The organism is Glaciimonas sp. GNP009 (assembly GCF_054343755.1).
Map to the genome: position 1 here is coordinate 4511033 of NZ_JBTGUV010000004.1, position 25540 is coordinate 4536572.

At 48.4% G+C, this 25540-nt stretch carries 20 protein-coding genes and 2 tRNA genes; 16 read left to right on the forward strand and 6 right to left on the reverse strand.

Annotated features, from left to right (window positions below):
• Positions 1 to 475: 475 nt before the first annotated feature.
• Positions 476 to 1117, reverse strand: coding sequence for an acrylate utilization transcriptional regulator AcuR (gene acuR / locus ACXX82_RS20785; RefSeq protein ID WP_322238033.1), 642 nt, complete (start codon positions 1115 to 1117; stop codon positions 476 to 478).
• Between the two features lie 520 nt (positions 1118 to 1637).
• Between acuR and ACXX82_RS20790 the strand changes: the two genes are divergently transcribed.
• From ACXX82_RS20790 to ACXX82_RS20810, 5 genes are all read left to right on the forward strand, one after another.
• Positions 1638 to 3038, forward strand: coding sequence for a TIGR00366 family protein (locus ACXX82_RS20790; protein ID WP_458563624.1), 1401 nt, complete (start codon positions 1638 to 1640; stop codon positions 3036 to 3038).
• Between the two features lie 203 nt (positions 3039 to 3241).
• Positions 3242 to 4243, forward strand: coding sequence for an MDR family oxidoreductase (locus tag ACXX82_RS20795; protein ID WP_322238034.1), 1002 nt, complete (start codon positions 3242 to 3244; stop codon positions 4241 to 4243).
• A 59-nt stretch (positions 4244 to 4302) separates the two neighbouring features.
• On the forward strand, positions 4303 to 5808 hold the full coding sequence (locus ACXX82_RS20800; protein ID WP_323506330.1) for a class I adenylate-forming enzyme family protein: 1506 nt from the start codon (positions 4303 to 4305) through the stop codon (positions 5806 to 5808).
• Between the two features lie 21 nt (positions 5809 to 5829).
• Positions 5830 to 6657: an enoyl-CoA hydratase/isomerase family protein gene (locus ACXX82_RS20805; protein WP_458563625.1), complete on the forward strand. Its 828-nt coding sequence runs from the start codon at positions 5830 to 5832 to the stop codon at positions 6655 to 6657.
• Positions 6654 to 7847, forward strand: a complete 1194-nt coding sequence (locus tag ACXX82_RS20810; RefSeq protein ID WP_458563626.1) for an MFS transporter — start codon at positions 6654 to 6656, stop codon at positions 7845 to 7847. The genes ACXX82_RS20805 and ACXX82_RS20810 overlap by 4 nt, the downstream gene beginning before the upstream one ends.
• Before the next feature lie 91 nt (positions 7848 to 7938).
• On the opposite strand, the gene ACXX82_RS20815 is transcribed toward ACXX82_RS20810, so the two are convergent.
• The gene (locus ACXX82_RS20815; RefSeq protein ID WP_323506327.1) at positions 7939 to 8850 is read right to left on the reverse strand and encodes a LysR family transcriptional regulator; all 912 of its coding nucleotides are present in this window, start codon (positions 8848 to 8850) and stop codon (positions 7939 to 7941) included.
• A 123-nt stretch (positions 8851 to 8973) separates the two neighbouring features.
• Between ACXX82_RS20815 and ACXX82_RS20820 the strand changes: the two genes are divergently transcribed.
• Positions 8974 to 9741: an SDR family NAD(P)-dependent oxidoreductase gene (locus ACXX82_RS20820; protein WP_322238044.1), complete on the forward strand. Its 768-nt coding sequence runs from the start codon at positions 8974 to 8976 to the stop codon at positions 9739 to 9741.
• A 929-nt stretch (positions 9742 to 10670) separates the two neighbouring features.
• On the opposite strand, the gene ACXX82_RS20825 is transcribed toward ACXX82_RS20820, so the two are convergent.
• Both ACXX82_RS20825 and ACXX82_RS20830 read right to left on the reverse strand, forming a co-directional pair.
• Positions 10671 to 10747, reverse strand: a tRNA-Arg gene (locus ACXX82_RS20825).
• A gap of 288 nt (positions 10748 to 11035) precedes the next feature.
• Positions 11036 to 11112 (reverse strand) — tRNA-Arg (locus ACXX82_RS20830).
• Between the two features lie 296 nt (positions 11113 to 11408).
• Here ACXX82_RS20830 and ACXX82_RS20835 point away from each other — a divergent pair.
• The 5 genes from ACXX82_RS20835 (at position 11409) to ACXX82_RS20855 (ending at position 16190) form a co-directional block, all read left to right on the forward strand.
• On the forward strand, positions 11409 to 11945 hold the full coding sequence (locus ACXX82_RS20835; RefSeq protein WP_322238046.1) for an iron transporter: 537 nt from the start codon (positions 11409 to 11411) through the stop codon (positions 11943 to 11945).
• Between the two features lie 88 nt (positions 11946 to 12033).
• Complete coding sequence (locus tag ACXX82_RS20840; protein ID WP_322238048.1) at positions 12034 to 12369, forward strand: cupredoxin domain-containing protein; 336 nt, start codon at positions 12034 to 12036, stop codon at positions 12367 to 12369.
• Between the two features lie 176 nt (positions 12370 to 12545).
• Positions 12546 to 13385: an FTR1 family iron permease gene (locus tag ACXX82_RS20845; protein ID WP_322238050.1), complete on the forward strand. Its 840-nt coding sequence runs from the start codon at positions 12546 to 12548 to the stop codon at positions 13383 to 13385.
• A gap of 73 nt (positions 13386 to 13458) precedes the next feature.
• Positions 13459 to 14799: a 4Fe-4S binding protein gene (locus ACXX82_RS20850; RefSeq protein ID WP_322240623.1), complete on the forward strand. Its 1341-nt coding sequence runs from the start codon at positions 13459 to 13461 to the stop codon at positions 14797 to 14799.
• Positions 14800 to 15179: 380 nt separating this feature from the next.
• The gene (locus tag ACXX82_RS20855; RefSeq protein ID WP_322238051.1) at positions 15180 to 16190 is read left to right on the forward strand and encodes a bile acid:sodium symporter family protein; all 1011 of its coding nucleotides are present in this window, start codon (positions 15180 to 15182) and stop codon (positions 16188 to 16190) included.
• Between the two features lie 163 nt (positions 16191 to 16353).
• Here ACXX82_RS20855 and ACXX82_RS20860 read toward each other — a convergent pair whose 3' ends face one another.
• Both ACXX82_RS20860 and ACXX82_RS20865 read right to left on the reverse strand, forming a co-directional pair.
• Positions 16354 to 17403, reverse strand: a complete 1050-nt coding sequence (locus ACXX82_RS20860) for an NADP(H)-dependent aldo-keto reductase (protein ID WP_458563627.1) — start codon at positions 17401 to 17403, stop codon at positions 16354 to 16356.
• A gap of 324 nt (positions 17404 to 17727) precedes the next feature.
• Positions 17728 to 19020: an MFS transporter gene (locus ACXX82_RS20865; protein ID WP_323518635.1), complete on the reverse strand. Its 1293-nt coding sequence runs from the start codon at positions 19018 to 19020 to the stop codon at positions 17728 to 17730.
• A gap of 654 nt (positions 19021 to 19674) precedes the next feature.
• Here ACXX82_RS20865 and ACXX82_RS20870 point away from each other — a divergent pair.
• The 5 genes from ACXX82_RS20870 to ACXX82_RS20890 all read left to right on the forward strand — a co-directional run bounded on the left by ACXX82_RS20870 (position 19675) and on the right by ACXX82_RS20890 (position 25513).
• Positions 19675 to 19878: a cold-shock protein gene (locus ACXX82_RS20870; protein ID WP_010398811.1), complete on the forward strand. Its 204-nt coding sequence runs from the start codon at positions 19675 to 19677 to the stop codon at positions 19876 to 19878.
• Positions 19879 to 20569: 691 nt separating this feature from the next.
• Positions 20570 to 21739: an ABC transporter substrate-binding protein gene (locus ACXX82_RS20875; protein ID WP_322238054.1), complete on the forward strand. Its 1170-nt coding sequence runs from the start codon at positions 20570 to 20572 to the stop codon at positions 21737 to 21739.
• A 165-nt stretch (positions 21740 to 21904) separates the two neighbouring features.
• On the forward strand, positions 21905 to 22795 hold the full coding sequence (locus tag ACXX82_RS20880) for a branched-chain amino acid ABC transporter permease (protein WP_322238055.1): 891 nt from the start codon (positions 21905 to 21907) through the stop codon (positions 22793 to 22795).
• Positions 22796 to 22797: 2 nt separating this feature from the next.
• Complete coding sequence (locus ACXX82_RS20885; protein WP_322240626.1) at positions 22798 to 24789, forward strand: branched-chain amino acid ABC transporter ATP-binding protein/permease; 1992 nt, start codon at positions 22798 to 22800, stop codon at positions 24787 to 24789.
• Position 24790: 1 nt separating this feature from the next.
• Entirely contained in the window at positions 24791 to 25513 is a 723-nt protein-coding gene (locus tag ACXX82_RS20890; protein ID WP_322238056.1) for an ABC transporter ATP-binding protein, read from the forward strand.
• Positions 25514 to 25540 lie beyond the last annotated feature (27 nt).

A 25540-nucleotide genomic window follows, 5' to 3' on the forward strand; every position in this document is an offset into this window, starting at 1 on the left:
TCGCTTGTAGGATAAATAGTCCCCGCATTAATGGACGTCCGGTGAATACGTGTTTGATGCCGCGTTTGGAGATTTACCACTTCAGATATAGCAGTGCTGCGTTTTACCTTATCTAAACACCACGCCTTTGATAATCGGATGGGTTTCTACTATTGATTAGGCGTAATCAGGATCTCATTGAGTCGTGGAAATTTTCACAGGGAATTGAAAGCGACATTATCGTTGGAGCAATTTTTGATGATGAAGAATGGGGAACGTATGTTGTATTTGTGCAACTGGCGAGATGTAAAGCACGGGTGCGACTTTTTGTTACGGGCACAAAGATCGGTGCTCTATCACTTTTTTGATTCTCGATGGGCTAGGTTGTCTTCCATTTCCGGCATTTGCCGTTGCGTTGATATTTAGTATTGTTAGCCAAATGCATCAAAAACGTCTCTCGATGCATTTTGGCTTCAGTCAGGCTATCGCGTCTGCTTCAACTCGTTCCGTTATGGGATTCACTCGGTTGTAAATGCTTTAGGTATTCAATGAAAGCATTGCTTGCATCGTCTAGAGGTGCGCTGGATTTCTCAAGTTTCGAGCAAAGCACAGCTCCCTCCCAAACGATCCAGAAATAGCGCGCAAGTGCCTCACTGTTGGCATCAGCCCTTAGATGACCTGCTGCTTTTGCCTCGTCAAGACAGGCTTGAATACGTTGACGCCAATCCGTCAGTACGCTAAGGAGAGCGAGGCGAAATTTATCGTCCAATGCGGCCAACTCCTGACCCAAATTTCCGATCAGGCAACCTCGCCTGAAGTTAAATCGCGCCATTCCTGCTGTAGCATCTAATGTAAAAGCCTTGATACGGTCTAAAGGTTGAATTGAAGTGTCCATCAATATGCGATCAAGTTTGTGCGCAAAATAATCGGCATACCCATCGATCACTGCAAGCGTGTAGGTTTCTTTGTTTTCGAAGTAGTAATAAAACGACCCTTTCGGAACGCCAGCAGCTTTAACGACTTCATCGAGCGGTGTATTGTGAAAACCTTTTTCCGTAAAGATCTCGACCCCAATACGAATGAGTTCGGCGCGTTTTCCTTTATCGCGAGGGGCAGATGCGACTGTATTTTTAGCCATTTGTGATTCCGGTTGGAGATGCTGAGGTGAGCGATTGGATGAACGGTTAAGCGCAAAATGTAGGCATGATTTTCGTAATCAAATCCGATCAAGGACTCCGCATTTTTTTTCTGCGTTGAAGACGTCGAATCGCTCTTCGATTTTCAAGACTAGGTTCTATTCATTCACCCTAGTAAGGTGCCCACGCAATACCTAGCGATTCGAACATCAAATATTTCTTCAGGAATCATAATAGTTTATAACTGACTGGTCAACTAAATAAGAAAAATTGGTAAATCCGTTATTGGAAATAGCTTAAATCTCAGACTAGATGCGCCATACACCCTTGATAGCATTTCTAAATTTTTTCTACAAACGACTTTCAAAAGATATAGTTGACCAGTCAGTTATTACTCGGTATAAATACGCCGAGTGGCTGATTTTAATTTGCTCGTTAGAAGCGAACTATCGGTTACTAGCTCAAACAGGTTCGTCAAGTTTGAGTAAAAATGTCCATTTATAAATATTAAGGAGACAGGTGGTGGAAAAAACAATTTCGGACAACCCGTCGAGGCGAGACGGTGATGGATTTCTTAGCGCCGCACTGCAGCGGTTTGCAAGACTTTGCGTAATGATTGTCGAGCGGATCATGCCTGATCCGTTTGTCATTGCCATTTTGTTGACAATGCTCACGTGCGCTTTGGCTTATTTTTTAGCGCCGCACGCCTCAGTTCCCCAAGTATTGACAAGCTGGGTCGACGGTGTCTTCAAAATCGCTAGCTTTGCCTTTCTTGTTGCACTGACACTGGTCACCGGTCACGCCCTGTCCACCTCCAAACCGGTTGCAAGTCTTCTTAAAACAATTGCACAGATCCCGACTACAAAACAAGGGGCGATGACCCTGACATTCCTGGTTTCAATGACGGCCGGCCTTTTGAATTGGGCTGTTGGCCTGGTTGTCTCGGCGCTATTTGCGCGGGAAATAGCAAAACGTATGCGTGTAGATTTTGCCTGGTTGGTAGCCGCCGCGTATGCTGGCTGGTCATTCTATGTATGTGGCATTTCGAGCTCGATCGCGCTGGTGAGTGCCAGCAAGGGTTCGCCTCTCAACGTGATAGAAAAAATCACTGGAAACGTGCTTCCGATGAAGGAGTTTTTATTTTCTCCGTTGAATTACCTACCTTTGATTATTCTGGCGATCATTCTTCCTCTTGTATTTTGCGCGATGATGCCAAGCGATGCGGAGACGATTGCAGCAGACCCGGCTCGTCTTAAGGCTGAAGATGCCGTGATCCCGGAAGAAAGCGTATCGCACACCATCGCCGGAATGCTTGACCATGCCTGGATACTTAATCTTGCGCTGGTAGGGCTTGGACTGGCATACATCGGGCTGAAAATATCAGAGGGTGCATTTGCGATGGATTTGAACATGTTGGTTCTCATATTTCTGTTGCTTGGGTTGTTGATGCATTGGACGCCAAAGGCTTATGTACGTGCCGTAAATAATGCGGCGCGAGTGACAGGACCGATTTTGCTGCAGTTCCCAATTTACGGCGGAATTATGGGGATCATGTCGGCCACCGGATTGGCGGACGTCATCGCCCAATGGTTCATTAGTTTTTCAACGACGCAAACGCTGCCATTTTGGAGTTTTGTATCGTCCGTGATCATTAGTATGTTTATACCGAGCGCGGGTGGTCACTGGGTGGTCCAGGCGCCGTTTGTGGTAGCGGCTGCAGAGCATCTGCATGTTGCGCAGGGTGCGGTGGCAATTGCAGTCGCACTCGGCGAGAGCGCCGCCGACATGATTCAGCCTATGTGGGTCATTCCGCTGCTGGCAATTGCCGGTGTGGGGATGGGGCGTGTCATGGGTTATACCGTGGTCGCTTTTTTCATTATGTGCGCAGTAATGGGCGGCACATTACTTTTTTTTCCACATTAGGCCGCTGCCGTTCGATCAATGCACACTATAAAGTGACGTAAAAAAATGGGCGAGTGCAACTGCTTATGTTGAAGTCGAACTCCGCCCAGGTAAATATTTGACTACTCGACTAGCAAGTTGAATATAGTGGCGGTTGTTGCGTAGGTTCACCTGCATCCGCCTTTTTTTCGGGGTAAATCCCATTAAAAATTAAGGAGACTCTCATGTCGCAAAACAAATTTCAAGCTCTGGTTCTTCGCGAAGAAGACAAGAAAACCAATGCGTCAATTGAAACACTGACTCTGGATGCGCTGCCTGATGAAGATACGTTGGTCAAAGTTGACTATTCCACGCTGAATTACAAAGATGCACTGGCGGTCACCGGTAAGGGCAAGATTGTGCGTACTTGGCCAATGGTGCCTGGAGTCGACTTTGCGGGTACTGTCGTTGAATCCAGCAACCCGCAATACCAGCCGGGGACCAGAGTGGTACTGACAGGATGGAGTGTCGGTGAAAAATATTGGGGCGGTTACAGTCAGTACCAGCGTGTCAAAAGCGAATGGTTGGTCCCGCTACCGGAAGGGCTGACTACGCGACAGGCGATGATGATTGGTACCGCTGGTTTTACCGCAATGCTCTGCGTTAACGCGCTGGAAGCGGCCAATATCACGCCGCAAAGCGGGCCAGTGCTGGTCACTGGTGCTGCGGGGGGAGTAGGGAGTGTAGCGGTCGCCATTCTCACAAATCTTGGTTATTCGGTTACTGCACTCACTGGCGATCCCGACAAACACACTTACGTAAAACATCTTGGTGCAACCGCATTTGCGGACGGACTGGAGTGGAGTGAGGCTCCACGTGCCTTGGAAGCGCAACGGTGGGCCGCGGCGATCGACACTGTCGGCTCTAAAGTGTTGGCGCGCGTTCTGGCGGAAATGCACTATGGCGGCGTTGTTGCTGCGTGCGGTCTCGCTGGCGGTGCTGATCTGCCCACAACCGTTATGCCGTTCATTCTGCGTAGTGTAAAGTTGATCGGCGTTGACTCCGTGATGCTGCCAACCAAAGATCGCGTTAGTGCATGGCAGCGTATCGTCAACGATCTGCCATTGGAAGTGTTAAATGGTATTACGGCGGCGACAGTGCCATTGACCGAGGTCAAGAGTGCGGCGGAAGACATGCTGGGCGGCAAACTCAAAGGACGTGTACTAGTTGATGTGAACGCTGTCTGATCATTGCGAAGGTAACGTAATGATGTAAAACCGCTCAAAAAAACTGGATGGAGACTGCTGTGCAAATAAAATTAAACATGGGCTTGGGAAATGCGCTGAAGAATGCGTGCGGCAGGTTTGACGATGCTGTCGCGCTCACTGGAACGCATGGTTCGCTGTCATATACGGCGCTGGCGTACGAGGCGGAGCGCGTATCACATGCGCTTCGCAACATTGGGATCAGGCCCAATGAGCCTGTGCATGTCCACGTGTCGAATCATCCACTAGATATAGCGGCATTGTTAGGGGTATGGAATGCGGGCGGGGTCGTGGTTCCAGTGCATCGCACCACGCCGGCAGCAGTGGCAGCCAAGGTTCTGGATAAAACCAAGGCACGATTGATGATTGACATGCAAGCAGCCGCCGCCAACCCCGCAAGCGTAGTAACTATGATCACAATGACACGCCCGCCTGACAGGCCGTTGTTGGAGAATGCCGCATTCATTATATTTACCTCGGGATCCACCGGTACGCCGAAAGGAGTAGTGGTCTCGCATGATGCGTTTTACGGCAAGATTCAGCAGATCGATAGCTTACTTAATTTCCAACCCTACGAGAATACGTTGCTGGTATTGAATATTACTTTCAGCTTTGGTCTCTGGATAAGTTTGCTGACATTGATGCGGGGCGGCACGCTAGTCATGGCTGAAAAATTTGACCCAACAACCTTCCTGGGAACGCTGGTCGATAACAACATCACGCGTGTCGGGATGGTGCCGACAATGATGCGTGTTCTGTTTTCTGATTCAGGATTACTATCAGAAATTGATCGAGTAGTTGCGCAAGATAAATTGCGCCAGATTTTAATTGGTGGAGAATCACTGGGTCATTCGCTTGCGTCTACCATCAGACAACGCTTTTCGGGTACGGACCTGATCGATATTTACGGATTGACCGAAACGGCGACCTGTGACTTTTTTTCTTTCCCGGAAGATTATGCGAAATATCCGGGCTGCATCGGCCGCCCGTCGCCCAACGTTAGTTTCCGCATAGTTGATGCTTATGATGCACCGGTTCTATCGGGCACTTTGGGAGAGCTACAAATACACAGTCCCTATTTGATGATCGGCTATCTTGATGAGCCAGAGCTTACGACCACGGCCCTGTCGGATGGCTGGTTGAAAACCGGCGACCTGGCGCGCCTGATAGACAGCTCGGTGGTTGAACTCATGGGGCGAAGCAAGGAAATAATTAGTCGCGGAGGGAACAAGGTTACGCCAGGAGAATTGGAGCAACTGTTATGCTCTCACCCCGATATTTCGGCCGCCATGGCCGTGGGGATTGCGGATACCGTTCTCGGTGAACGTATTCACGTTCTGGTGGTACCCCGAACTGGTACGTCACTTGACATTGCGTCTTTAAAAAAATACCTTGAAAGCCGAGTAGAAAAATTCAAGCAGCCCGATACTTATTACATATCTGATGAGCTGCCGTTAGGACGCACTGGCAAGGCGGATAGAGGGCAGCTCAAGATGATGATCCAATCCGGTGCCATCGCATCGGCCTCAGCAGCGACCCGGGTTTAACGCGAACATTAAAGGACCATTATGTCTGACTTCACTACGATCCAATATACGTCCCAAGACGGTATCGCACACATCATCTTTAACCGGCCCGAACGCCTGAATGCGTTAGATAAAACGATGCTGCATGAGATTAACGATGCCGTCGATCGTGCTGAGTCTGACGAGACTGTGCGCGTTATCCTGGTGAGCGGATCTGGCCGTGCCTTTTCATCTGGCTTCGATTTAAAGGCCCAAATGGAAAGCCAACCGCAAGGGTCAAAAATCTGGCGTGATATTCTCGATCTCGACTTCAATACCACGATGCGTTTCTGGAATAGTCCTAAGCCGACTATCGCCGCCGTTCATGGCGCATGCATGGCCGGCGCGTTTGAAATAGCACTGTCTTGCGATATTACAATCGCTGCCGAAGATGCTATTTTTGGTGAGCCTGAACTGAAATTCGGTGCGGGGATCGTTACGATGTTGTTGCCTTGGATGACAGGGCCGAAGCAGGCAAAGGATATCATTTTTACCGGCGCAGACAGAATCAGTGCTCAAGATGCACTTCGTATGGGATTTATCAGCCGTATAGTTCCGCAAGGTGCGCATGTCGAGACGGGACTCAGCATTGCTCGCGGGATTGCATTGGTGGATCCGGTCCTTGTCAGTCAAACAAAAAAGGCGCTGAATCGGACCTATGAACTTCAAGGAATGCAGAGTGCGTTGAAAGAAGCGCTGGACATTGATCACGCCATTGAGTCGAAGGGTTCGCCGGACAAACGCGCATTCATGGACATCGCGCGAGATCGTGGCATGCGGGCAGCGATCGCATGGCGTGATGCCCGCTTTGCGGAAGCACAGTCTACATGAGCAAGCCGATCACCACTATCGTCCTGGCGCAACTATTCGGTACATCGCTCTGGTTTAGTGCGAACAGTGCGGCAGACGATTTAATGCGCCTCTGGGGATTAAGTGCAGCAGATATCGGTTGGTTAACCAACGCTGTTCAAGTCGGCTTTATTGTTGGGACGTTGATTTTTGCTTTTACGGGTTTTGCGGATCGCTTCGCCGCGAGTAAGATATTTGCGGTCTGTTGCATCCTCGGCGCAGTCTTCAACGGCCTCTTTGCACTTTTGAGTACCGGGCTGGAAAGCGCCTTGTGGTTTCGATTCGTCGTCGGTTTGTCGCTAGCCGGAATATATCCGTTGGGAATGAAACTCGTCGTCAGCTGGAGTCCGCAAAGCGCCGGCCGAAGTCTTGGCCTGCTAGTGGGCATGTTAACGCTGGGCACGGCATTGCCGCATGGAATACGGATGGTTGGCGGAATGGTTTCGTGGCAAACGGTTATTCTGACATCCTCCGCATTGGCACTTGTCGGCGCGTTGATGGTTGGCTGGCTGGGCGATGGTCCGCACCTTCAGCGGCGTACCCACGCATCAAGCTCGATCGGTAACGTCATGGATGCATTCCGAGTAAAAGAATTTCGGGCATCTGCCTTCGGCTACTTTGGCCATATGTGGGAGTTATATGCGTTCTGGACTCTGGTGCCTGTTCTGCTTTTGGATGTGCTGTCATCCCCGGGAACACTGCCGTATCACAGTATTTCAGGTTGGGCATTTGCGGTAATTGGCATCGGTGCGATTGGGTGCATCGCCGGTGGCTTACTCAGCGAAAGAGTGGGAAGTGCGCGCGTGGCATGGTGGGCGTTGGCAACATCGGGGGCGATATGCCTGCTGTTTCCATTTTTACAAACTTTGCCAGTTTTCTGGAAGCTGGCATTAATGCTCTTGTGGGGCTTGGCAGTGGTCGCCGACTCGCCGCAGTTCTCGGCGATGTCAGTTAAGGCTTGTCCACCGGGATTGGTTGGCAGTGCGTTGGCAATTCAAAACAGTCTGGGATTTCTACTCACAACCTTCGCGATTCTAATTACCACGTCGGCTTACCCAATAGTCGGCAACAAGGTTGCCTGGATCTTGTTACCCGGACCGATTTTTGGACTTATCGGTATGCGCTCACTTTTGCAAGGACCTTCAGTTCCTTTGCCCGTTCCCGCTGAGTAACGCTCTGTTAAATTACTGAGATCTGCTTTAAAACACACATAAACTTAACGTTCAATTGACGAAGCTAAATATGATGACATGGCACTGCATGTCACCTCAGTTTAATCAAATAAGGTGTGAGGATGTCCGTCAGCCAGCGCATTACAGCCTGAACGCGTGGCGCAAGCTGGTGGCGATTGGCATATAGCAGTGAAACTGGCATTGGGCACGCGGTGAACTCTGGCAGTACGAGAACTAATGACCCTTGATCAACCAATCGCTGGAGGCCAAGTGTTGGTGCCTGAATGAAGCCTAAACCGGCCAAAGCGGCTGCCTGATAGGCATCGGTGCCATTTACTGAGACCGCAGCGGTCATCGGTAATGTTTTGTAGGTGTTGTTGGTACGATCGAAATACTCCCATCTCGCATCGTTCGACGTCAGATTTGGCGTGTAGTGGACGATGCGGTGTTGTGTCAGATCGGCGAGTGTCTGAGGCACGCCGTGCTGGCTTAGGTAGTCTGGACTAGCCGCGTTTGACATCTGCATCAGTCCGATAGGACGGGCGACCAGGTCGGAGTTTTCTAGTGCGCCTACGCGCAAGATGCAGTCGAATCCTTCCTGGATCAGATCTACGCGGCGGTCGGTTGTACTAATGCCGATTTCTAGTCCCGGATGCGCGCTCAGAAATTCTGGCAGACGCGGAATGATGACATCGCGGGCGAAGATGTTCGGCATGTCGATTCTGAGTCGTCCGGTGAGACCTCCTGAAGTGGGTTGAAACATGACCTGAAGTTGTTCCGCTTCAATCAGCAACTCCTTGCAGCGATCAAGAAAGCGTTTGCCATCTTCTGTCAGGCGCACGCTACGCGTCGTTCGTTGTAGCAGCCGAGTACCAAGGCGCGCTTCTAGCTGTTGGATAGATGTCGATACATGTCCCTTCGCCAGCCCCAATTGTTCTGCGGCGCGGCTGAAGCTGGCTAAGTCGGCGACTCTTGAAAAGATCCGAAGTTCATCAAAATCCATGGCTACACGACCTCGATTGTTTTTATAAAAGAACAGTGTAACCAGTTTTGATGGCTTTATCCTCGGTCAGGAAATGATTAAAGTTCAGCTATCGCAACCTGTTTCAACAACTAAGGATTCCCAATGACTATTCAAACTTCTCCAATAGCGCTTATTACCGGGGCTAGCCGCGGTCTCGGGCGCAACACGGCGCTGAAGCTGGCCGAACGCGGCGTTGATGTGATCGTTACCTACAAGGGTAACGAAGTTGAGGCAGAAGCTGTGGTTCAACAGATTCAGGCGCAAGGTCGTCGGGCGCTGGCTCTGCAACTCGATGTCGGCGACGCGAAGTCGTTTGCGGCGTTTGCCGATGCGGTAAAGACTGCGCTGGCGACTACTTGGCAGCGTGATCGCTTTGATTTTCTCGTTAATAACGCCGGTGTTGGCTACCATGCAAGCCTGGCAGAAACCACTGAAGAACAGTTCGACATGCTGTTTAATATCCATCTGAAGGGCCCATTTTTCCTGACGCAGAAACTGCTGCCGCTGATGAATGACGGCGGTCGTATTGTAAATATCTCATCCGGTCTGACCCGCTTTACGTTTCCCGGGCTTGCTGCCTATGCTGCAATGAAGGGCGGCGTCGAGGTGCTGACGCGGTACATGGCCAAGGAACTTGGCACACGCGGTATCGCCGTTAATACGCTGGCGCCGGGCGCGATTGAAACGGATTTCGGCGGTGGCATGGTGCGTGATAACGCGGAGATGAATGCGGCTGTAGCGAGCCAAACTGCGCTAGGACGTGTCGGTTTGCCGGATGACATCGGCGGGGCTGTCGCAGCCTTGCTCTCTGCGGACAATCGCTGGGTAAATGCGCAGCGTGTCGAAGTCTCGGGCGGCATCTTCATCTAACCGCTAGCTAGAATTTCGGTGGGTTTTAACCGCCCGGCCCGAATGTATCTTAACCATTTTTTTGCGTACAAAAGTGAGACCAAACCTTGGCGTTGTTTAGCTAAAGAGTAATGCCGTCTGAGGCGGTATTTAAAAGTTGAAAGTATCTGAAAGCCCGCTGAGATGCGGGCTTTTTTTTGAATCAATTTGATCGAATGGCAGGCTTGGAAATCCTCAATAGCGCTTAAAAAAAAGTTTATTGAAGTTTTTTGGGGATTCACTATATGGCGCGCTAGACATCGCGTTAGTAAAAGTTGGCATCCCAGTCGCACCACCGCATGTCACTTTGCTTTACGACAACTGCTTTATTTCTAATCGATCAATTGAACCTACTAGCTAGACAGTGCGTGAATGCATTTTGGTCCATAGTTTATTCTGATGTACGCATCATGTTCCGTTGGCATGGTGGACGCTTTTGCCGTGATGCATCAAGCCGCGTCTGCGCTTTCTTGCTCGCCATTAACATTCTCCTCCAGAGTATTTTTCGATGTAACGCTAATTAGATTGTTTGCAGCGATTTCGCTCAACAAGTTCTCGAGTCGATGCGCGGCAAGCATAAAACGCATGTTTTCGTTTGGCAGCGTGAGTGTAGGCCCGATTCTAAAAAAAAAGGACCGCCGATGGAGATGACGATCCACGCCATTCTCGGGCACGCAAAGGAACCTCTGTTCTTGCACTACAATGTTGCTCAAATTCTGGAAATGGACGAGGCGTTGCAAGAAATTAAGAGTGAGTAAGGGAGTAAAAAAGCCGACATGCGCACGCTGCGTCTTCGACTGGCGCAACGAACAGCCACTCAATGAAAAACATGACCCATTCAAAAGTCACTCAAGCAAAAAAAAGGGGATTAACGCTTTTAGCGCTAACCCCTTAATTTCACAACGTATTACTGGTGCGGCTGGCAGGAATCGAACCCACGACCCCTTGGTTCGTAGCCAAGTACTCTATCCAGCTGAGCTACAGCCGCGAAAGATCGACATTGTATATGGGTTTTATGTAAATAGGGAGAAACTTTTTTAAAAATTTAAATGCGCGAAATGCGGTGCAATTTATCAGCCGTATGCGAGCTTAAATGCCGGATTAATTGCGCGTTGATTCCCGTGCTAAATGGCATTAGCGAGGTATCTGCGCACATGCCAGAGTATTAAATAAGGGAATCTTGTGGCGTGATATTTGATGCGGAGGAGGGTGTTATTTATCGACGCCGTAAACCAGAAAAGAGTTGCAAGATTTCTCTTGCAACTCTTTTGTTTTCTGGTGCGGCTGGCAGGAATCGAACCCACGACCCCTTGGTTCGTAGCCAAGTACTCTATCCAGCTGAGCTACAGCCGCGAAAGACAAAATTATAGCCGAGGTGGCGTGATTTTGGAAGGGGTAAATTGCGAATGAATCATTATTGTTAAAAAAATCTACATTTTTCTGAATCGGGATAAATTTTAATCGTCAAAGCCCGTCCGGTAAAGAAGGGGTAATCGCCGCTATAGCGTTAGTACCTCACATTGGTAAGCGCGCATGGACCGCCATATTCTTTGAGGGGAAGCGGTTTTATGATGGCGGTGATACAATCAAACAATAATCATTATCATTTACTATTCTGAAAGAGCAACATAATGGGAGCGAAATCTAATATGAAATTTTTGACCTTGGCGATGTTGTTTACTGCGGGCTTTACAAATAGCGCCTTAGCTGCGGAATATCCAATCGGCAAACAGCAAATCATGAACGGAATTGAAGTCGCTGCGGTTTATTTGCAGCCTATCAAGATGGAACCAGAAGGCATGATGCGCAAGGCAGAGTTATCAGATATCCATGTCGAGGCAGACATTCGTGCCGTAAAAGATAACCCTAATGGTTTCGCTGAAGGGGACTGGATGCCGAATTTGGTTATCTCGTATCAGTTCACAAAAGTGGGATCAAAAGAAGTCATCAAAGGCGACATGATGCCGATGGTAGCGAACGACGGTCCGCATTATGGCGATAACGTCAAGTTGGCAGGTCCCGGTAAATATACGTTGATTATGAAAATCTCACCGCCGTCTGCGAATGCGGCAGCGCACTTTGGTCGGCATGTAGATAAGGAAACCGGCGTTAGCGCCTGGTTCAAACCGTTTGAGGTCAAGAATGATTTCGTTTTTGCCGGCGTCGGTAAAAAGGGCGGCTATTAATAGATAATGCTGTTGCTAAATCGGCATGTAACACCATGTGCTTCTTTAGTAACCTCAAGTGGACGTTTTCCGATCAGGAGTCATATCGATGTTTGTACAAAATTTACGTGGTGTGCTGGCTATTGGTTTGCTGTGCACCGCAGGCTTTTCGTCCGCTGTAGATTTACCTACTTTTAGGTTGGAGATGAAAGATGGCGTCTTAAACCCGGCGCGAATTGAAGTTCCGGCTGGTCAGAAAATTAAGATCGAAGTGCACAACACCGGCTCTTCCGCGGTGGAATTTGAGAGCGTTCAGTTACGCAAAGAAAAAGTTTTAGGACCCGGCGCACAGTCATTTATCGTGATTGCGCCGCTGTCACCTGGTGAGTACAAATTTTTTGATGATTTTCATTTAAGTGCAAAGGGCTTGATTGTCGCCAAATAAAGTTATTCGGAACCTGACACCATTAAATTGAATTGACAAAAAACAGGTTTTTTAGTTGATATTTTTTGTAATCTCAATAGGAGAGTTTTTGTCGGGTTCATAACCGAAGCGGCGCTGGAAATCGCTCAAATGTTTAATGTTTATACCTTGTTAACGATGTAATGGAGAATTAAGCGATGGGTCAAGTTTTGTTCATCGTCTGGCGCGAGAGCGTTGAGGCTTTGCTAGTGGTTGGCATATTACACGCTTGGTTGGCTAACGGCGGAGCGGAAACGCGCCGTGGCCTGCCTTATTTGTGGGCCGGTGTCGGCATCGGCATCATTGCGGCGATCGGCCTAGGTGCTGCGTTGCTGGGTTTTAGCGAAATTCTGTCAGGAGATTCGCAAGACTATTTTCAGATAGCGATGGTATTGATAGCGGCGGTATTGATCGTGCAGATGGTGTACTGGATGCGCAAACATGGTCGTACGATGAAGCGCGAAATGGAAACCTCGTTGAAAGCCAACTTAAAGGCTGCTAACTGGTGGGGCGTGACGGTACTGGCGGCGTTGGCTATCGCACGCGAAGGTAGCGAGACGGTGATTTTCCTGTATGGCATTAAACAGAGCGAGCATAACAGTCTCCAGATGCTGATATTGGCTGCAATAATCGGGTTTGGACTAGCCGTTTTGACGTTCTATCTTCTGCAATTAGGCGGCAAGATTTTTTCCTGGCGTCGATTCTTTCAGGTGACCGAAACCATGCTGTTATTTTTGGCGGCGGGATTATTACTCACCGGCGTTGAGCGCCTGATGTCGCTAGACATTGTTCCCACGTTGATCGATCCGATCTGGAATAGCGCATGGTTGCTCGATGACAGCAGTACTTTCGGCAATTTGGTTGGCACCTTAACCGGCTATCGTGCTCAACCGGCATTGATGAGTTTACTGGTCTACATTGGCTATTGGGTGGTAGTGTCACTGTTTTTAAAACGTGCCGCGCCAAAAAGCACCGCACAGGCTAAGCTGGCAACCTAAACTCATGAGCTCTTGCACTACATCAACTGCATCGCCGACGTCGCCAACCCGCTTGGCACGCGTCGGCGAGTGGATGCGCCTCAATGCACCGCTCATCCGTGGCATCCAATGGGGCGTCGTTCTCATTTACGCATTGCTGATTCTGGTACCAATTTTTCTACCGCTACCCGATGAAACGGCGCACATCTGGTCCAACCTGACCTTAATTGCGCAGTTTGCATTTTGGGGAGTATGGTGGCCTTTCGTGTTAATCAGTATGGTGTTGATGGGGCGTGTCTGGTGCGGCGTATTATGTCCTGAAGGTGCACTGACTGAATTTGCCAGCCGGCATGGCCTCTTTAAGCCGATTCCACGCTGGATGCGTTGGGGTGGATGGCCATTTGTGGCTTTTGCGCTCACGACGGTTTATGGACAAATGGTAAGTGTCTATCAATATCCCAAGGCGGTTCTACTTGTATTGGGCGGTTCGACCTTTGGTGCGATTATCGTTGGATATCTTTATGGTAGGGAAAAGCGCGTTTGGTGCAAATACCTTTGCCCTGTCAATGGTGTGTTCGGCTTGTTGGCAAAATTGGCGCCTTTTCATTACAAGGTTAATGAGGCGGCCTGGCGTGCTTCGTACAATACGCACGGTAAGAAAACGATTGCCATTAATTGTGCACCGCTGGTGCCTTTGCGTGCAATGACGGGTGCTGCCGATTGCCATATGTGCGGACGCTGTAGCAATCATCGCGAGGCGATCACATTAACATGGCGTCCTCCGACATTAGAGATAGTCTCTCTGGGCGAAAAGCAAAATAGCCTGTGGGAAAGTGCTTTAGCACTTTATGGCCTGATGGGAATAGCGATTGGTGCATTCCACTGGTCGGCAAGTCCATGGTTCATTGTGATCAAACAAGCGATTGCGACCTGGTTAATAGATCGCGACATCATGTGGCCTTTTGCGACCAATGCACCGTGGTGGATATTTACCAATTATCCTGCCCAAAGTGACGTCTTCAGTTGGTTGGATGGAAGCCTCGTAGTTGCTTACATTTTAACCACCGGCTTGGTGCTGGGGACCGTTTTGTCGTTGCTGTTTGCTTTGAGTACCCGTTTGTTGGGTAATTGGGATCGTAGCCGCTTTAATCATTTGGTACAGTCTACGATTCCTCTGGCGGGTTGCGGTGTGTTTGTGGGCTTATCCGCGACTACCATCAGCCTCTTGCGGGCCGAACATTTACCCGTGTTCTGGGCGAACGACATGCGGGCGATTCTATTGATTGCTACCACGCTGTGGAGCGTCTGGTTGGCATGGCGTGTAACTGGTCGATACGCATCAGGAACAGGGCGACGCTTACTTGGTATGGCGCCAGTAGTAGCTGCTCTCGGTGTGGTAAATTTTGCCTGGTTGCTGATGTTTTGGTTATGGTGAAAATTGCCGGGTTTGCTCAAATCACTAGGTTAACCTAACAACACCTGCTGGTGCTGGCTGCCACGGTTATCGTTTTTTATTGAAATGTAAGTATTAACATGTACTAAATGGCGCCGCTTGGTGCCATTGTTGTTTTAATCCTGCTGTAATGGGCCATTTAAACCGATTTTCCCAAGCCAGTTGATGTCTAGTCTGCAAGTTTGGTGGAGGCGGAGTAAAATGTTGACCTTAATGTGGCAAGTAGCCCACCGGCCGATCAAATCATTCAACTCGCTTAGCGGCATGGCACCGGTAATTGCATGCCGACATTTTAGCTATGCAATATTATCTGCAATATTTTGCCCGTCTTTTAATCGTTTTAATCACATTCATATCCCACCATGGTTCGTCCCCGTTTTTTGCCTGATAATTTCACTCTGATGCTTGTCACGACCGTGCTAATCGCGAGTCTTTTACCTGCTCAAGGTGAAGTCGCTCACGGATTTAGTATGTTGACGACATTTGCTATCGGGTTGCTCTTTTTTCTTCATGGAGCAAAATTGTCGCGCGAAGCGGCGATCGAAGGTGCGATGCACTGGCGTTTGCATTTAACGGTATTGGCATTTAGTTTCGTTTTATTTCCCCTTTTAGGTTTGGCATTTAAACCTATCTTCCTGCCGCTCGTGACGCCAGATTTGTATCTGGGTATTTTGTTTTTGTGCACTTTGCCATCGACTGTCCAATCCTCGATCGCCTTTACTTCCGTCGCCCGGGGTAACGTTCCAGCGGCGGTGTGCAGTGCGTCGGCATCCAATCTGATCGGGATATTTCTTACTCCTGTTCTGGTTGGTTTAATCGTCGTAGCACATGGCCAATCCCATGGTTCGTTAGATTCGATTATGAATATCGTCTATCAACTGCTGTTGCCGTTTGTAGCTGGTCAAATTGCACGACGCTGGATTGGCGTTTGGGTTGATAAACACAAAGCCCTGTTGAAGTTCGTAGATCAGGGATCGATTTTGTTAGTGGTATACACCGCATTTAGCGAGGCAGTGGTACAAGGATTATGGTCGCAGTTACCCGCAATTTCGTTGCTTGGATTACTTGTTGTATTGTCATTGTTATTGTTTGTTATGCTGGCAATAGCGACTTTTCTCAGTCGTCGCCTGGGATTTAATAAAGAAGATGAGATCACTATCGTATTTTGTGGCTCTAAGAAAAGCTTAGCCAGCGGCATACCCATGGCGAACGTATTATTTGCCAGTCACACAGTCGGGATGGTGGTATTGCCGCTGATGTTATTTCACCAAATACAATTGATGGTTTGTGCAGTTTTGGCAAAACGCTACTCTCAGCGGGCAAGGGTTATGGCTCCGCCGATTATCGTTAAGACCGATTCAACATCCGTTTGATGTTTGTATAGAGCAGATTGCTTGCGCCAATTTAGTAAGCTTGATGCGTTATTGACGGAGTGCTGAAGGCAGAAAAAATGCCTTCAGCATGGCGGTACAATTCATTGACGAAAAAAGCTGTGTGCCACCCAACCAATAACGCAATGAACAACGCATATAACCATCAAGGTGCCGGATTAGGTTGGCGCGTATGAATTGCTTCGATTTCCGCCAAAATTTCCTCACTTAAAGTCACTTTGATACTGTCCAGATTGCTTTGCAATTGCGGCAGCGTAGTAGCGCCGATGATGTTACTAGTGACAAAACCGCGACTCGTTACAAAAGCCAAAGCCATTTGCGCGGGATCGAGACCGTGTTTTTGTGCAAGCGCAACGTAATCGCCAGCGACCCGATCAACTTGCGGGTTAGTGTATCGACTAAAACGCTCAAATACCGTCAAACGCCCACCGGCAGGACGCGCACCGTTTAAATATTTTCCAGATAAAACACCAAAGGCCAACGGTGAATAAGCCAGCAAGCCAATTTGCTCCCGATAAGAAAATTCGGAATGCCCAATTTCAAAAGTGCGGTTCAGCAAACTATAGGGATTTTGAATGGATACAATACGTGGCAGATCGAATTTTTCGGCAGCGCGAATAAATTGCACAATTCCCCAAGGTGTTTCGTTCGAAATACCGATGTGACGGACTTTGCCAGATTGAATAAAATCAGCAAGGATCGTCAGCGTCTCCTCAATCGGAACAGTGTCTTCCTCCGGAAGGTGCGTGTAATTCAAATGACCGAAACAATTTACGCTACGATCCGGCCAATGCAATTGGTATAGATCGACATAATCTGTTTGCAGCCGTTCAAGACTGCCATTGAGCGCTTCGGTCAAACCTTTACGATCAAAATTATTGACGCCGCCGCGGATGTGTCGTGGATTGTGTGGTTTGCGTGCCGGACCGGTTGCTTTGGTTGCAATCAATACTTGATCGCGTTTGCCAGAATTTTTTAGCCAGGTGCCCAGATAGTTTTCAGTCAAGCCCTGTGTCTCAGGACGAGGTGGTACTGGATACATTTCGGCTGCATCGATCAGATTCACCCCATGCGCAAGCGCCATATCGATTTGAGCATGCGCTTCGGCCTCAGTATTCTGTTCTCCCCACGTCATCGTGCCGAGCGTGATCTGGCTTACTTTTAGGTTAGTGTTTCCCAGCTCGCGATATTGCATTGTATGTTCCTTTGTCGCGATGACCACTTTGAAAGGTAGGCCAACCACGATCTTGACGGTTGAAATTGACTGGAATATGGAAAGTGACTTTAGCGTTGCTGCGCCCACTGATCAGACTTATCGCGTTCATCAGTAGATTTTTCGTTAATCCTGTTGATCTTTATGTTGTGGATGGTAGTGATCTGTAACGTGCTTTCGGTCAATTTAATGCGGCGTATTAGTTGTCTTAAAGTATAGCGGTAACCAATGATCGTTGCTGGCGCAGATTATTTTTCGCGGGGCATTATGCATGCCGTCCCATGTGGCGAAGGTCAGTTTGACCACTCAATTCGATGCTCGCTTGCGCTGTGAAGGTGGCGCGTGTTCTGTTGTGGTCGATGGGTCGGTGAGTCGATCAACCTTAAATAACTCAGGGAATAATCGAATCCATAGCGCCACGACAATAATGGTGCCGATACCACCGATCATTACTGCGGGAACCGGGCCGACCCATGATGCTGTGATACCTGATTCAAATTCACCCAGCTGATTTGAGGTTCCAACGAATACAGAATTGACCGCACTGACCCTTCCCCGCATCGCGTCTGGCGTTTGAAGCTGGACAAATGAGGATCGGACGACAACGCTGATCATGTCGGATGCTCCCAGTATTACCAACGCCACAAGTGATAGTGCCATGGAGCGGGAAAGGGCAAAAACGACAGTGGCAACGCCAAAAATCGCAACGGCAATAAACATGCTGCGGCCAACGCGTTTAGTTAATGGACGACGTGTCAGATATAAACCTACGGAAAGTGCACCAATGGCAGGCGCTGAGCGAAGAAGGCCCAACCCGAGTGGGCCGGTCGCGAGTATGTCATGCGCAAAGATCGGCAATAAAGCGGTCGCACCGCCGAGTAGCACAGCGAATAAGTCGAGTGAAATAGCGCCCAAAACAGCTGGACGACTCTTGATGAAAGCAATACCTGCAAATAGCGATGTCAAAGTTGCCGGTTCTCGTTTCGGTAAAACGGTTTCAATTCGTATACGATTGACCAATACGCTTGCGATAATAAACGCTGCGCTGCTGATGGCGTATACGGCACTTGCTCCGAGAGCATAAATAAATCCACCAAGTGCAGGGCCGATAATCACGGCGGTTTGCGTGGCGGACGCTGCCCATGCAACAGCGCGTGGTAATAGTCTCGCGGGAACCAGGCCGGGCACTAATGCTTGCATGGTGGGTGATTCAAAGGCGCGAGTGGCACCGATAATAAAGACAATGACGAAAATCGCGTCCTTTGAAAGCCATCCTTGAATGCTGCCGAGCGCCAATATGGCAGCGGCGATGCCTTCAATAAATAAACAGATACGGGCGATTTGGCGACGATCATAACGATCCGCGACATGGCCCACGACCAACGCCAGAAATAGTGCAGGAAGGAACTGAACCAGTCCGACGATGCCAAGATCGAATGCACTGCCGGTCATTTGATAAACCTGCCAACCGACTGCCACGATTTGCATTTGGTTTGCCACGGTAGAGGCTACCCTTGCGCGCCAAAATAATGAAAAAGGTAGATGACTTAAGACCGAATCAGAATCGGGAGAAGGATGCGTCTCGGTGTTGGCTGGCATTGGTAAGAGTAGTTAAAACAAAAGCAGTGAAATTAAAATGAAATGTCAGTCTCATGCAAATTTACGGGGGACTGGTGCATTTTTTTGGCTAAATAGCGATTAGATACGACTGCTACTTTTATACTGAATCATTGTGTAGAAGTATGAAGAGCTGCGATTATATTACTGTATTCGATATTAATCTCTTGCTAATAAAATCTTTGATTACTAATCGTTTGATGTAGGTTCTAGATCGCTAGCTGGATGATTTTTTAGTGATGTTCGCTCTTAGAAAAAGTGCATTATCCGTATGCTTCTATTAAAAAAATGTAGGAGAAAAAGAAATTAGTTCGCCTGAAAAGTATCGAAAAAGTAGGGGCTAAATGATTTTTTTGCTATATTTTGAAAGATAATAATTGCCATTTGTTATGTTTATCAGTTATAAAGATAACAGAGCAAGAAGGTTGACTGAATTACAGGAAACTCTTTAGCTCGTATCCTAAGCATAATTAATCGAGTAATTCTTATATATTTTTAGTGTCATTCGATAATTTTCCGGTATAATACGGAATCGTTTAGGATTCGAGCTAGTGGTGCAGTATTGGTCTGTCATTCCTTTCTTGCTTTAAACGATCTAACGGGCGCAAGCCCAACTTAACTGAAATAGGAAATGTAATGGCAACTGGTATTGTTAAATGGTTCAATGATTCAAAAGGTTTTGGTTTTATTACTCCTGATGAAGGCGGTGAAGATCTGTTCGCGCATTTCTCCGCAATCCAATCTAACGGCTTCAAGTCGTTGCAAGAAAACCAACGTGTTTCTTTCGAAGTTACTGCTGGCCCTAAGGGTAAGCAAGCTTCGAACATTCAGCCTATCTAATAGCTGAATCAAGTAATTTCTAAAAATCCCCGGTGCGCTGGGGATTTTTTTCGTCTAGCTTTTCGTATTCTTTGTCCTGATCTGTCTTCCATTTCCCAAATTGCACGTTGCTATATTGTTATGTTCTCATCTTAGCTATCCAATGCCTTAACGGCGCAGTCGTTTGAAATCCGGGAAGTATTTCCCTTTCCCATCCTTATTTCAGCCATCCTAATTGGATGGCAGAATATTAACGACCTTTTTGATGTAAAAACGGCGACATTGGTTATGCTGTTTTGGTTTTAATAGGTAGAAAAAGTCGCGCAATAAGCGTTGTATCTGCACTACTAAAAAATAGTGAATCGATTCGAAATCGTCGGACATTAAAATTTTTCACCTCATTGATGAAAAGGTTTGGGGGTGACAGCCTTGTTTGTGCGGATAGTACGTACTGTTTTTTAAAAAACATCATATTGTCAGGAACTTGTAAGGGTGGACTGAAATGCTGCGTTGTCTGATATTTTTTAGATCAAAAACTAAAACGCAGATGGTGACAAAATCGCTCGGGGAAATGCCTCAAAATTGTAGGCAATTGCAGTATCCTGCGAGTTGATGTGTAGCTAGCTAATGAGCTCCCGTCATGCCGAGGACAGCAGTTAAAAGTCAGGCACGCAGGATGAACATAATAAATAACAGGAAAGAGGAAGAGACCATGTCATATAAAACTAACGTATTCGTTGCCGCTGCTTTACTAACTTGGTCGATTGCCGGTGTTACCTCGGCTGTCGCAGCAGAGCCAATCAAGATAGGCGTCACAGGGCCATTTACCGGTGGTTCCGCACCGATGGGCGTCTCCATGCGTGACGGCGTTAAGTTGGCGGTTGCAGACATCAATGCAAAGGGCGGTCTTTTGGGACGTCAATTACAATTGGTTGAACGCGATGATGAAGCTAAAAATGAGCGCGGTGTCCAGGTAGCGCAAGAATTGATCAACAAAGAAAAGGTCGTCGCCACGGTTGGTTTTGCAAATACCGGTGTAGCCCTTGCATCGCAACGCTTCTATCAGGAAGCAAAAATTCCGGTGATGAATAGTGTTGCGACTGGCAGCATTATTACTAAACAATTTGTTGGTCCGGAAAACAAGGACAACTATATTTTCCGTACTTCTGCAAACGACACCATTCAATCAAAAATGATTGTCGACGAAGCTGTTGGACGTCAAAAATACACCAAGGTAGCGATTCTGGCTGACTCCACTAATTATGGTCAACTTGGTCGGGAAGATTTGGAAAAGGCACTTTTGGCAAACGGCATCAAGCCGGTTGCCGTAGAAAAGTACAATCTCAAAGATGTCGATATGACCGCACAATTGCTGAAGGCCAAGCAGGGCGGCGCGCAAGTAATATTGACTTACGGTATTGGACCTGAGTTGGCCCAAATCGCAAACGGCATGGAAAAGATTAACTGGAAAGTACCGATTATCGGTAGCTGGCCTTTGTCGATGGGTAATTTTATCGACAATGCAGGTAAGAACGGCGATGGTGCGCGTATGCCCCAAACTTTTATTCAGGATGGTAATACGCCGATGCGTAAAAACTTTATCCAGGCCTATCAAAAGGCCTATAAAGTAGAGCGGATGCCGTCTGCTGTTTCGGCTGCCCAAGGTTACGACTCGATCTACTTGCTCGCTGCGGCGATCAAACAGGCCGGCTCCACCGACGGCGCGAAAGTTCGGGAGGCGTTGGAAAATCTAAAGGCCCCTGTAGAAGGCGTTATCACCACTTACAATAAACCATACAGCCACGATGATCACGAGGCTATTAAGCCTACTATGGTTACGATTGGTGTAGTTAAGGATGGCCGTGTCGTTCTAGCAAAGTAACGCTATCAAGAACCGTTTATTGGCTTTGCTGTATGAACGGATATTGACGATCATGCCAGTCCTTGGGAACCGGGGGCTGGCTTTTTTTATTGCCTTATAGCTGCCGTACTAAGGTAATTTGAGATCGTATTTTTTCGTATTTTTTCGTCTTTTGGGTAAAACAACATGGAAATCTTTCTCCAGCTGGTTTTTAGCGGTGTCGCGTTGGGTATGATCTACGCGGTGATTGCTTTCGGCTATCAACTTACTTTCGCAACTTCCGGCACGCTCAATTTTGGACAGGGCGAAGCACTGATGCTAGGTGCGCTGGTCGGCTTGAGTCTGGTTGGTAATATTCACGGCGGTCCTTTTTTAAATTACTGGCTAATGATTCCGGTAGTGATTATGTTCGGCGCCTTACAAGGCGTTGTGGTCGAGTGGATAGGCGTACGCCCGGCGATCAAAATTAAGTCGGAGTTTGGCTGGATCATGTCGACCATCGCGCTCGCGATCATCTTCAGAAACGTCGCTGAAAATATCTGGGGCAAAGATGACCTGACATTCCCATCACCGCTATCGGCAACGCCTTTTCAGGTATTTGGTGCCAGTGTGCAGCCGATGCAAGTTGTTGTAGTGCTGGGTGCTCTCGGCATGATGCTAGCGGTCGAGCTATTCAATCGTAAATCTATTTATGGCAAAGCAGTTGTTGCGACCGCCAATGATCGTGACGCAGCGGGACTGATGGGCATTAACACCAGCATGGTGATTACGTTCTCCTACGCATTATCGTCCGCGACTGCCGCTTTTGCTGGCGTACTGGTGGCACCGCTGACCTTAACCGGCGCAACAATGGGTGCAGCCTTGGGTTTGAAAGCATTTGCAGTTGCCATTATTGGTGGTTTGACCTCTGGTATGGGCGCGGTGGTTGGCGGATTAATTCTGGGGATCGCCGAAACGTTGACTGGTTTTTATGTCTCGACTGGATATAAGGAAGTGCCAGGACTAGTTTTACTCCTGCTGGTCTTAGCCGTTAAACCTGCCGGTTTGTTTGGTAAAACTGCCATCAAGAAGGTGTAATGATGAGCAAAAAAATATTTGCATTAAGTTTGCTAGGGATTGTGGCATTGGGCGTTTTTCCGCTGGTATTTCATAATCCGTATTACATTCATCTGGCCGAAACCATCCTGATTTATGCCATTTTATTATTCGGCCTCGATATCGTCGTCGGGTACACCGGTCAAGTGTCGCTGGGTCATGCCGGATTATTTGGTATCGGCTCATATACAACCGGTGTTTTGGTATTTAAATTAGGTTGGCCGTTCTTGCTTGCTGCACCGGCCAGTCTGGTAGTGACGGCATTATTTGGCGCCATTATGGCCTTGCCAGCGCTGCGGGTTACCGGTCCTTATTTGGCAATGGTGACGCTCGCGTTCGGTACCATCACCGGTATATTGATCAATGAAATGTCATTTCTGACCGATGGCCCAATGGGTATCAAGCTTAGCAAACCTTCGTTCTGGGGTTACAAGCTGGATGAAGTTGAATACTTTTATCTGGTCGCTGTACTAATGGTGTTGTCGCTTCTGGTAGTGCACCGTATTCTGAAGTCGCATTTGGGCAGGGCTTTTGAAGCTTTGCGCGATAGTCCGATTGCCTCCGATTGTATGGGTGTGTCGGTGTATCGTTATAAAGTCTATGCGTTTGTTATTAGCGCTGCGTTAGCAGGTCTGGCCGGTAGCTTGTATGCGTATTCGGAAGAGTATATTTCACCGAACACTTATAACTTCGAGCTGACGATTCTGTTCTTGCTTGCTGTCATTATGGGAGGTCGCAAGAGCCGTATCGGATCGTTAATCGGCGCGTTGATTGTGGTGATGCTACCGAGTTTGTTATCCGACATTAACCTGTTTCGGGATATTGCAACTGTCATCGCCGTAGCCGGCGTGGGTTCCGGAGCGTACTTATTATTCAAAAAACGTAAAACGCCACGCGAACTCGCTGTTCCGGTTTTAGCCACTGTTGGCCTGGCTATTTTTGCCTACCGACTGGAAAATATTACCGACTGGCGTTTGACGGTATTTGGTTTAATGACGTTGTTCGTCGTGTATTACCTGCAAGATGGGATCGTCGGATTTGTGCGAGGTGTGTTTGCTAAAAAAGGTATTGCGGCCCGCAAGCCTCTTCCCGTGACGACAGTCGCAGATAATGTTTGGGCTGGTAGCGCCGGCAACGTTGAAATTGGCACTAATTTACTCAGTGCCAAACAACTTTTGATGCAATTTGGTGGTTTGAAAGCGTTGAATCAGGTTGATTTGAATATTGTGAAAGGTTCGGTGCATGGATTGATCGGACCTAACGGTTCAGGCAAAAGTACCATGATGAACGTGTTGACCGGCATCTATAAACCGACTGCTGGCGTGGTTGAGTTTAATGGTCGCGTGATCTCTGGTACAACGCCCTCCGCCATCGCGTTGGGTGGGGTTGCACGCACATTTCAAAATGTGCAGTTGTTCGGTGAAATGACCGCGACAGAAAACGTTTTGGTTGGCTTGCATCATACGTTTCGTAGTAATGTTTTGGACGTTATGCTTAACACTCGTCGTTATCGGGAAGAAGAACAAGCTGCTCGGGTGCGGGCTGCCAGTATTTTGCAGTTTGTGGGTCTTTCCGATTTGGCTGGTGAAGAGGCGCGCAATCTTCCTTATGGCAAACAGCGTTTGCTGGAGATTGGGCGCGCATTGGGCTTAAATCCAGAACTATTGTTATTGGATGAGCCTGCTGCGGGACTGACAGCACCGGATATCGTGGAGTTAATTGCGATCATTCATAAGATTCGTGACCACGGCATTACCATCATCCTGATTGAACATCATATGGATGTGGTAATGACTATTTCAGACACCGTCACGGTGCTCGATTTCGGACAGAAAATAGCTGAAGGCAAACCTGCCGCTGTGCAAGCCGATCCTGCTGTGATCGAAGCATACCTTGGAGGTAATGTTAGCGACGAAGAAGTCGCTCATGCGCCGACCACATCCACACCATTAACATCCAGCGAAGCGGGGGCTTGAAATGCTATCAATTTCTAATCTACACGCCGCTTACGGCAAAGTTGAAGTTTTGCATGGTATTTCTTTAGAGGTACCCAAGGGAAAAGTAGTGACGTTGGTCGGCTCCAATGGTGCTGGCAAAACGACTACGATGCGTGCCATTTCGGGCATGCTCAAGCCGCGTATGGGTACCATTACGTTGGGTGGCAAGGATGTTACCGGACTTGACTCGCATAAAATTGCCCGTGCCGGACTAGCCCATTCGCCTGAGGGACGGCGAGTGTTTGCGACGATGAGCGTGACAGACAATTTGTTGTTAGGCGCGTTTCCACGTTTCACCAAAGCGCGCCCGCGCGGCGATATAGCGCACGATCTTGAGAAGGCGTTGGAGCTTTTTCCTCGCTTGAAAGAGAGGCAAACGCAGCTGGCTGGGACTTTGTCCGGTGGTGAGCAACAGATGTTGGCGATGGCGCGCGCGGTGATGCTCAATCCAGAAGTCATTTTGCTGGATGAGCCATCGATGGGGCTTGCCCCGATTTTGGTGGAGGAAGTGTTCCGCATCATCATGCGTCTAAAAGAGCAGGGGATCACGATGCTGCTGGTTGAGCAATTTGCTGCTGCTGCTTTGAACGTTGCGGACTATGGTTATGTGTTGGAAAATGGTCGTATTTCCGTGCACGGACCGGCTGAAAAGCTGCGAAATGATCCAGCGGTGCAGGCTGCTTATCTAGGCGGTGGTCACTAGCGCTTGTTGTTCTAATGTAGTCGGATA